Source organism: Achromobacter sp. GbtcB20, assembly GCF_019091095.1.
In the GTDB taxonomy this organism is placed as follows: domain Bacteria; phylum Pseudomonadota; class Gammaproteobacteria; order Burkholderiales; family Burkholderiaceae_B; genus Achromobacter; species Achromobacter mucicolens.
Genome location: NZ_JAGXJZ010000950.1, coordinates 1 through 232, shown reverse-complemented (window position 1 = coordinate 232; position 232 = coordinate 1). Strand labels below are relative to the sequence as shown.

Here is a 232-nt window from a genome sequence, read left to right as displayed (position 1 = left end):
CGAACGCCTTCCAGCGGTCGTTGGGCAGGCGCAGGGCGCGGTGGTTCACCGCTGCCGAGGCGGTGTCGGCCTGCGCCTCCGGCGAACCGGCGGCGGCCTTGGCCTTGATGGCCGAAGTGGAATAGGCGTTCATGCTTTCCTCCGTACGAGGCCGAACGGGAACAGGATCAGGAGCACGACCATCAGCGTGTAGATGACGAAGGCGCCCACTTCCGGCACGTAGTATTTGCCG

General features: G+C 65.9%; 1 pseudogene. It reads right to left on the bottom strand.

Annotation, left to right across the window (positions count from 1 at the left end):
- Positions 1-129 precede the first annotated feature (129 nt).
- Positions 130-232: pseudogene (locus KVT32_RS31780) on the bottom strand (branched-chain amino acid ABC transporter permease); the annotation flags it as partial.